The 8,102-nt window shown below is 58.5% G+C and carries 16 protein-coding genes; 2 read left to right on the top strand and 14 right to left on the bottom strand.

Going from position 1 to position 8,102, the window contains the following annotated elements:
• Nucleotides 1–16: 16 nt before the first annotated feature.
• The 11 genes from OES25_16920 to OES25_16870 form a co-directional block, all read right to left on the bottom strand.
• Nucleotides 17–796: a glycosyltransferase family 2 protein gene (locus OES25_16920; protein MDH3629321.1), complete on the bottom strand. Its 780-nt coding sequence runs from the start codon at nucleotides 794–796 to the stop codon at nucleotides 17–19.
• The gene (locus OES25_16915) at nucleotides 793–1,617 is read right to left on the bottom strand and encodes a hypothetical protein (protein ID MDH3629320.1); all 825 of its coding nucleotides are present in this window, start codon (nucleotides 1,615–1,617) and stop codon (nucleotides 793–795) included. Before OES25_16915 ends, OES25_16920 begins: the two co-directional genes overlap by 4 nt.
• A 23-nt stretch (nucleotides 1,618–1,640) precedes the next feature.
• Nucleotides 1,641–1,835 (bottom strand): hypothetical protein, encoded by a 195-nt coding sequence (locus OES25_16910; protein ID MDH3629319.1) that lies wholly within the window; start codon nucleotides 1,833–1,835, stop codon nucleotides 1,641–1,643.
• A gap of 55 nt (nucleotides 1,836–1,890) precedes the next feature.
• Nucleotides 1,891–3,513, bottom strand: coding sequence for a hypothetical protein (locus OES25_16905; GenBank protein MDH3629318.1), 1,623 nt, complete (start codon nucleotides 3,511–3,513; stop codon nucleotides 1,891–1,893).
• Between the two features lie 8 nt (nucleotides 3,514–3,521).
• Entirely contained in the window at nucleotides 3,522–3,776 is a 255-nt protein-coding gene (locus OES25_16900; GenBank protein MDH3629317.1) for a hypothetical protein, read from the bottom strand.
• Nucleotides 3,777–3,805: 29 nt separating this feature from the next.
• The gene (locus tag OES25_16895; protein ID MDH3629316.1) at nucleotides 3,806–4,099 is read right to left on the bottom strand and encodes a hypothetical protein; all 294 of its coding nucleotides are present in this window, start codon (nucleotides 4,097–4,099) and stop codon (nucleotides 3,806–3,808) included.
• An 81-nt stretch (nucleotides 4,100–4,180) separates the two neighbouring features.
• A complete protein-coding gene (locus OES25_16890) occupies nucleotides 4,181–4,750 on the bottom strand; it encodes a hypothetical protein (GenBank protein MDH3629315.1) in 570 nt (189 codons plus the stop codon).
• A gap of 277 nt (nucleotides 4,751–5,027) precedes the next feature.
• Complete coding sequence (locus tag OES25_16885) at nucleotides 5,028–5,156, bottom strand: hypothetical protein (GenBank protein MDH3629314.1); 129 nt, start codon at nucleotides 5,154–5,156, stop codon at nucleotides 5,028–5,030.
• Entirely contained in the window at nucleotides 5,153–5,362 is a 210-nt protein-coding gene (locus OES25_16880) for a hypothetical protein (GenBank protein ID MDH3629313.1), read from the bottom strand. Before OES25_16880 ends, OES25_16885 begins: the two co-directional genes overlap by 4 nt.
• Entirely contained in the window at nucleotides 5,362–5,679 is a 318-nt protein-coding gene (locus tag OES25_16875) for a hypothetical protein (GenBank protein MDH3629312.1), read from the bottom strand. The genes OES25_16880 and OES25_16875 overlap by 1 nt, the downstream gene beginning before the upstream one ends.
• A gap of 173 nt (nucleotides 5,680–5,852) precedes the next feature.
• A complete protein-coding gene (locus OES25_16870) occupies nucleotides 5,853–6,212 on the bottom strand; it encodes a hypothetical protein (GenBank protein MDH3629311.1) in 360 nt (119 codons plus the stop codon).
• Between the two features lie 222 nt (nucleotides 6,213–6,434).
• Between OES25_16870 and OES25_16865 the strand changes: the two genes are divergently transcribed.
• The gene (locus OES25_16865) at nucleotides 6,435–6,635 is read left to right on the top strand and encodes a helix-turn-helix domain-containing protein (protein ID MDH3629310.1); all 201 of its coding nucleotides are present in this window, start codon (nucleotides 6,435–6,437) and stop codon (nucleotides 6,633–6,635) included.
• Entirely contained in the window at nucleotides 6,625–7,080 is a 456-nt protein-coding gene (locus tag OES25_16860) for an HNH endonuclease (GenBank protein MDH3629309.1), read from the top strand. Before OES25_16865 ends, OES25_16860 begins: the two co-directional genes overlap by 11 nt.
• On the opposite strand, the gene OES25_16855 is transcribed toward OES25_16860, so the two are convergent.
• The 3 genes from OES25_16855 to OES25_16845 form a co-directional block, all read right to left on the bottom strand.
• Nucleotides 7,069–7,356, bottom strand: a complete 288-nt coding sequence (locus tag OES25_16855) for a hypothetical protein (protein MDH3629308.1) — start codon at nucleotides 7,354–7,356, stop codon at nucleotides 7,069–7,071. The genes OES25_16860 and OES25_16855 overlap by 12 nt on opposite strands.
• Complete coding sequence (locus OES25_16850) at nucleotides 7,349–7,588, bottom strand: hypothetical protein (GenBank protein MDH3629307.1); 240 nt, start codon at nucleotides 7,586–7,588, stop codon at nucleotides 7,349–7,351. Before OES25_16850 ends, OES25_16855 begins: the two co-directional genes overlap by 8 nt.
• A 146-nt stretch (nucleotides 7,589–7,734) precedes the next feature.
• Entirely contained in the window at nucleotides 7,735–8,091 is a 357-nt protein-coding gene (locus OES25_16845; GenBank protein MDH3629306.1) for a hypothetical protein, read from the bottom strand.
• Nucleotides 8,092–8,102 lie beyond the last annotated feature (11 nt).

The following is an 8,102-nucleotide window of genomic DNA, read 5'->3' as shown; positions in this document are numbered from 1 at the left end:
TGGTTCACCATCGCCATTAGACAATGATCCGCTTCGCCTCGTATTCCATGTCCAGGATGAGCTGGTGGTTCACATCGGTCAGCGACTTCTTCAGCGGACAGCCCGTGTGAAACGGCACGCCGTCGTGCTTCTGCATCGTGTACTCCTGGTTGGTCTTCCAACCCTTCAGATCGTCGGAGTACGCCGTCTGCGGATGCGACTGGTGCCACGCCACCTGCGACTTGTCGATCACGAACCGACCGACCTGTAGACCAAGTCTGCACATGAAGTCGTTGTCCTCGAACGCGATGCCCTTCAGGTACTCCAGGTCCCACTTGACAGCGTCCATGTGCGAGCGATGCACGCCGTAGAACCAGCCGAGCGGAGCCAACCGATCCGGGCCGAGGTAGGTCTGATTCGTGTCGAGATCGACCACGCACGGCATGTACGCGACCTTCGTCAGGTCGAGGTCGAACGCACGGTCGATGATGTTCGGCGGCACCATCACGTCCGACGACATCCAGAAGATGTGCTCGCCCTTCGCCTCCTCGAGCCCCATGTTCGCCGCGTGCGCCGGGTTGTTGTACCCGTCGTCGATCTGGTAGACGTGCGGGTGGTCCTTGAACGTGTTGCACTGAATCCAGCGCACCGGAAGGTTGCCGAACGATTCGATGATCGGCTGGTACGGGATGTTCGACCCGTCGTCGACGATAACGATCTCGCCGTCCGTCCAGTCGTTACACCCCAACTTCACCAGGGTGTTCATCAACATCAACTGCGGACGGTTGTACACCGTCATCACGACCGAAAACTTCATGGCCTCACCTCGTCTGGGTCTGGATTCGGAATGTCGACATGATAGGTCCTGACTAACGCCTCCTGGATGTCCTTCGGGCCTTTCTCGTGTGGCATTACCCAGATCAACTTCCGCTCTAACCGACCTTCGCCGTGGGCCTGGTTTCGCCAGTGGCCTCGGACCCAGAACCTCTTAGTGAGAGTCCAGGACGACGACGAACCGCCGAGGGATTTGCGCTGTGCCGGAGGAAGGCGCAGCGATGTACCAACCACCCAATGCCTAACCGGGAGCCTGTCTCTGTCTGGATTCTTGCGCTTGGCCCCAGATTTGTAGCGTGTCCGCGGCTGCACATCTGACTTGGCGGAGTTGATGTATGCAACTGTGTTGGAAACTAGATCGTGTAGATCGCTGCACGTCTCTCCGGACACATCCATCCACACCTTGCATCCTGGCAAGTGTCGTTCGTCGAACTCCGGGCTCGCCATGTACTTACGCATCCTGGACTGCGCGAACTGGCCGTTGAACTCATCTGTGCTGATCTTGCCGTCGCTGCCTACTCTAAACAGAAACCTACACGACTCCGTATCCCACGGGACGACGAGAACTCGGCCAGCCGATGGGTACTCACAAAAGAACAGGTCATGCGGCGGAGGGATCTCTTGCAGTTCGTGTGGAGGGGTAGTCATCCCAAGTAGGCGCTCTAGCGTGCCAGTCACCGAGAAGCGATGCACTCTATCCGGTCTTATGGTCGCGTCCATCGCTCTAACCATGACCGCATCCGTCTCTGCTTTGTGAAACTCCCTCATCCGCAAACCAAGGCGGACGGATTCATCATCGTCCATGTGTGGCCTCCCTCAAAGCCGCGTTACTTATTCCAGCGCGGCGCTCGCTTCGTGTACTTCCGCTTCGGCTTGACCTCGGGCGGCGCAGGCGGAACAGGCTTCTCCAGCGCCTCGAACTTACCCGCGCACTCCGGGCACTCCGCAGACGGCATGTGCTCCGCCCAGCGCTTCATCGACGGCGACTGTGTACCCTTCGCGAGAACCTGACGCCAGCTCATATAGGCAAACTCAGGCGCGCCCGCAACCATCCCAGTGTCTTCGCAGCGTGAACATTTATACAGCACAGTATCGACTCCTTTGGGGTGGCTCGTCCGAGTCCTCCCCGAACAGGTACTCCTCGAACGGGTCGTACTGACTCAACGCAGGAGCGAACTCGAGCAGCGCCGAATCGGTGCAACGACTCCATACGTCCGCGTCGTCGTCCCACTTCAACGTGTTCCGACCCTTAGCCAACGAACGCCAGTTCCTCGCCTGCGTCAACGCACCCGTCTTACCGCCGTCCCCATACAGGAACTCTTCCGGTACGCTCTCGCAGATAAGGATGTCGCCGTTCTCAGCCTCGCTACACAGCTTCTCGAAGCGGTTGTTCTTCGCACCCGAAGCGTGACTGTCATTGAATCGCGGCAAACGGTTCTTCTTGTCGCGGTAGATCGAAACGCCGGCACGCTTAGCCGCCTCGAACATCTGATCGCTGTAATCGGCACCCAACCCGCCGTACATCTCATTGAAGAACAGATTCGTGCCCCACTTACCCAGCAGGCGGCAAGCCTCGTCGCAACCCTGCGATGCGGTCCAGTCCTGCGAGTGAACGCCGTCGAGCAACACTTTCTGCTGACGACCGCGGCGAGCGACAATCTTCACCACCGCAATAGACCACCAGTCCTTGGAAGAATCGCCGCGAGCCTTCTCCCCCACACCGCTCAACGAACCCACGGCCCGCGGTGCCGGATCGGAGAGAATAAACACGCGACCAGGACCCGCAGCCTCTTTGATAGAGATAAAGTGTTCGCATTCGCTCTGCTTCCACATCCGATCGCTGTCAGGTAACGGGTCGTTCATCATCTGACAGGAAAACTCGAACTTCGTCATTCCTCGGCGTTTGCGCTCGATGTCCCTTCTAGTGAAAAGAACGGGTTGACCGCTCCAGTCTGGCTCACCATCAGTTTCATAACAGGCTCGCACCCGGACATCCCAGTCTTTGCTTCCTCGCCAGTCAACGTAAATGTCATCGCTGTCCCAATGGGTGCCCGAGCCAAATACTGGACATCCTGTGGACACAACGTTAAGCGCAGTTCGAGCGAACCATCGCCTTTTCTTAGGCATAAGGTTATCTTCGATGTCGTTGTAACCAATGATGTCGTCGAGATACCCTCGCCTGCTGTGTCCACCAGTCGCCTCGCTTCCCGCGCCCCAAGCACGCATAGACGGCGCTCGATCCTTGTTCGCACTGAACCGGAAACCCTTAGCCGTCGACCACTTCTTAGCCCGTATCGAAGGCATCATCTCAGGACGCAAACGACGCAACTCCTTGTTGTCCTGAAAATACTTCCCAACCGCAGTCATAGAACCAAGAGCCATATCCTCGACCGCATGCCACCAGGTCAACGTATCGGTAGGATCAATCAAAAAGTCCTGAACGCAACGAGCCTCCTGAACAGTCGTCTTATAATGATCGCGTGCCCACATCTCCATCTCGAACTTCCGATACTTACCCGCAGCACGCAACCGACGCCGACGGTCCATCTCATCCATCATCGGCTTGTGAAACTCAACCGTCAGCTTGTCGCGACCAAGATACTCAGTCGCCAGGTACCACAGCGATCGACTGACCTTCCGCAACTCGCGCTGACGAGTCAGGTCCTTCATCGACGCGATGATCGCAGGTGCGCCGGCCATGAAGACTACTAACGACGCCGTCGACGGACAGCACCAGCGTCGTCAGCCAATTCCTTCTCCTGACGCTTGCGATCCGCAATAGTACGAGCATCCTTCACCGACGCCTTCCGCTTCGCAGCCAACGCCTTCTTGAACGCCCCCGCAGGACCCACGAAATCAGAACGTGTCTTCGGGGCCTTCTTCGTCGTACGACCCGTACTCAACGGCACGCCCTTCTTCAAACGCGCACGACGCGCCTTACTACGCTCTCTCGTTCCTGCCATAACCTTCCTCCCGTGACCGCACGGGCCGGTCATTGAACTACCGGAACCACTACCTCAACAGGCACGCCGTACAACGTACCGCCACTCTCAATCCGTAGAGGCCGATACTCACGAACGTAACCAGTCAACAACTCAAGATCAGAACGCAACGCAGTGAACTGACCGTTGAATCGCGACTCAACCGAATCAGCCTGCGAACGGGTCAACACCACGCCAGGTATCGGCAAATCAAGCGTCAACGCCATCGACTGTATCGAAAGAACGGCACGCTCTAACTCGATACCATCCAAGTCGGGATACGTCGGCTCCATCGAATCACCCAATCGCAGAAATTTGTGAGTGGCATCTAATTAACATAGGACGAGGCGTCGCGGGGCCAACCCGGTACGGCTTACCCCCCTCCATCATGTGCTGTCGCCCTGCTCGACCACACTAGCTTCGCTGCAGTCGACGACTCGAGCCGCATCACCGTGACGCTGCAAGATCGAGTCTGCCAGGTGGGGACGATCGAGCCCGCAGCGTAGACCTGCGAGCATAGCTTCTCGTACCATGCGCCTCACCCTGTCGATGTGTACCTGTGGATCGGTGTCGGTGTCTTCTTCTAGGTTCTTCTCAACCACAGTCGCACTGACAGCCATCGCTCGCAGTGCAAACTCGCCGTCTTGGTCTTGGTCAAGCTTGCGGTCGACTACGCGCTGTGACTTATCTAGGATGCCGCGGGCTTTATCCAGCCTACCGTTCTTCTTCTGCTCGAGCGCAGCGACTAGCCTAGGTCGGCCTAACGCCGTGGATATGTACTTTCGGGCTGAAGAGTCTGCGTAGCCGGCGTCTTTTGCGGCTTCTAGCAGCGTCGGGAACTTGTTTTTGGCTAGGTTCTCGAGTAGTCGGTCTTCTCGGTAGCTTAGTTTGCTGGCCTCGAGGACTACCGCGCTGCATTCGGGGCAATGGAGCGGCTTTGTTGCCAGGCTGGCCATGGCGGAAGTCTAACACAAGACGCAGCAACCCCCCCGTAGGTCCCCCTCTGGGACCCCCGCGGCCCCGTCGATTCCCGCGGTTAGGCCGGCGTACCTGTGGATACGTTGCGGCCGGACTCTAGGTCGCTTGGCGCAGAGTCGTCGTCCGCGCTGCGGTACGGTCAAGAGGCCGGCTGTCTCTCCGGCATTGCCGGTTCCGAGAGTCTGGCGGGAGTCTAGCACAAAAAAAGGCCCCACCGAAGCGGGGCCAGTTGAGCGTTTCCGCTCTGGGGAAGGGTTACTTGGTCGTCTTGTTGGCTATTTCGCGGGTTTCGGCTCGATTCGGGCCGAGTTGCAGTTGTTGGGTTGCGAGCTTGCCTATCAGGGCCGCTCGTTTGGCAGCGTCGATTCCTTGTGCTTGTTTCATTGGGGCACCTCAACCGGAGCGTACACGGTCAACCAGTGCCCGCCGATGATGTATCCGATTTGGACGGTTGAACCGTCTTTCTTGTCGATGTACATCTTTGCCGCTCGTTTGCGCCCGATTTGGTCCATTAGGTCTTTCCGGCAGTGCTCTCCGAAGTAGAAACGCTGTCCGTATTGGTCGATTGCCACGCCGTATTGTGCTTTCATCATTCCCCCCTTGCCTTTCGGACTGCGGTGATGACAGCGCGGACAGCCGCGTCTTTTCGGTCGACTGTCGCGGGTTTGCAGTCGTCGCCCTTGCCTGATTCGGAGTGCTGATGGTTGAGTTTCCACAGCAGCCCCTCACAAGCCGCCAGCAGGTCCGGCGCGGCTGCGATCAGGCGTGCGTTTTCCTGCGCTTGCTCTGTTGAGAACCACCACGCCGAAACATCCGCCACTAGTCCGCCATGCTTGCCGTTGCGGACGACCTTAAAAACCTGCTCTCCGCCCTTGCCGGACTGGCGCGGTAGTTGAGAGTCGAACATCCACGGCCCCGGCGTATGCCCGGCCATCAGAAAGACCCGATAGCTGCGAGCGTCACAGCCGCGTAAAAGGCGAAAACGAGAATGAGCGCTGCGGATGCTGCGATCGCGGCCAGGTCGTACAAGATTCTCAATTGTCTCATTGCTTCCCCTTGGCGCTTTCCGCGCTTTGTTGGCTATCGGATGAAGTAGGACACGCCGTCGTAGTCGACTTCGGTGTAATCCACTTTCAGTTCGTTCGCGGCTTGCTCCCAGTCGATGCATCGCGCGGGCCAGTCGGTGCAATTCGTGAGCATTCCGCAGTCTTCGGCGAGTTCTTGGGCGTATTCGGTGAAGTAGGAGTACCGAATCAGGGCTTCGCCGTGATGCCAGTCCGCCGCGTAGCCCTCACATTCGGACTGCAATTCCTTGAGCATTCGGAGCTCTTCGCTCTCGTCTTCGTCGCGGTCTTCGTCCGCCTCGAGTTCGTCGATTCGCTCGATTATGTCGCGGCTGTCGATGATGTCCTGATACTTGCTGGTCTTGTCTTCTACCATCGCTTCCCCTTATCGCGGTCTGTTGTTGCCGCTGTGGTAAGTATACGCCACGCATAACGAGAGTCAAGCGGGTCGCGCATATTTCCTCAATTCATTTCGCCACGCGCTGGACTAGTCCTATCTATTGAGTCTAGATCGAGTATGCCGTTGACATACCGCGCTAGTGGCAGTATTCTAACGGCATTGGCGTTATCTCGCGCCGACGAACATCGGAGGTGTGCTTTGGAGTATCCCACGGTCGAATCGTTAGCCCGCTGGCGGCATCGCCTGGCGGTATCTCAGTCCGTTCTAGCCCGCGCCCTGGACGTGAAACAGTCGACGCTGAGCCGCTGGGAGTCGGAGGCACTATCCCCCAGCAAGATCGAGCTGCGAGCGTGGAGGAACGTGCTGGAGGTGCTGGAGGACTGCCGCGATGGGGAGTGAGAAGCGTTGCCCAACTTGCCGTATCCCGAAGCCCTTGGATGAATTCAGTCCGGTCCCGTCGAGGTCCGATGGGGTGGACTGGCAATGTCGCGAGTGTGGCCGGCTGAAGAAGCGCGACTACTACCGGAATGATCCCGCGGCGACCTACTCGGCTGTGACCAGGCAGCGGGGGGCCACCATCCACGAGGAGATATGCCCCAAGCGGCTCCACGAGTTACGGGGCGGGACGTGCCAGTATTGCCGGGTTGAACTGGACTACTGGGATGAGGAGCGGAACAAGCGGGGATTCACGGTCGACCACCGCGTCCCATTATCTCGTGGTGGGGTCCATTCCTACGAGAACTGCGTGATTTCTTGCATGCCGTGCAACTCGTCCAAGTCCGACATGACCGAGATGGAGTGGCGGATGTCCAGCCGACCGAGGGCGTTGACCCTAACTATTTGAACTAGAGTTCCCCGTGGAACCTTCCCGCTGCGGTCGATCCTGGGCGGTCTGGGTTGGATCTCGCTGCTCTTCCATCGCCGTCACGAGTTGGCCCACCGCCCGATTGATCTCCTCTCGCACGATTCGCCGTATCCCTTGGCCCATTTCGCTGTCCTCGAGTATGGGCTGCCCCCAAGCATTTCGACGTGGCGGGCCGAACGGCCACAGTAGGTGCCCTCTCAATGCTTGCTGGTAGTCGGCGATCGCCTGCTCCTGTTCCTTGCGCCTGTCACCCATTTTTATCCCCCTCCCCCATCAGCAGCGTCCAGGCTTCGTCGGCGAGGGACTGTGCGCGTTCGTAATAAGCGCGGGTGATCGGATCTTTTATCCTCATCTCGGTTGATAGCGCTCGGTACGCCCTGCTCAGCTCGGCCAGTGCGCGGGCGCGGGAGATGGAGCGATCCTGTCGCTCTAGTTTCTCGGCGACGAGCCGCAGTTCCTCCTCCACCCATTCTTTCGTCATTCCCATCTCACCCTCCCTCGCGGTTTATCTCGGATACAAGTTCACCGCATCGGTCGCATTGCACGAAACGCAGGACTGGTCCACGGAACCACACCCTAAACTCGTTATTGCATTTCTTGCACACGAAGCGGCGCACCGATTCGATGTGGGGCCTATTGCTCACGGCTGATCTCGTCGCAGACTCTCGCGGCTTTTTCTGGGCCGAACATGATCGACACCGCTTCAAACACCGATTCGACCCTGTAGCACTCGCCCTTCCACGACGCGAGAAACGCAATTTGCTTGTCGTTGAGCCTCTTTTTGCTCGGCGGCATGTCGGGGTTCTTGACTTCGAGGAGGACGGTGCGGGCCGGATGATGGTCGAGACCCTTCCACGCTCCCCTCGCCACAATCAGGTCCGGGAACCCGTTGCCGACCGCTGCGGTGGATACGACGCTGCACCCGAGGTCGCGAAGTGCTTTCACGATGGCGGTCTGGATCTTGTCGTCGATCTTGGCGGCGCGTCTCATGGGAGCGTCCG

The sequence above is a fragment of the Acidobacteriota bacterium genome (assembly GCA_029861955.1).
Classification (GTDB): Bacteria; Acidobacteriota; Polarisedimenticolia; order Polarisedimenticolales; family Polarisedimenticolaceae; genus JAOTYK01.
The sequence above is the reverse complement of the archived record's forward strand: the minus strand, read 5'-3'. Positions and strand labels throughout refer to the sequence as shown.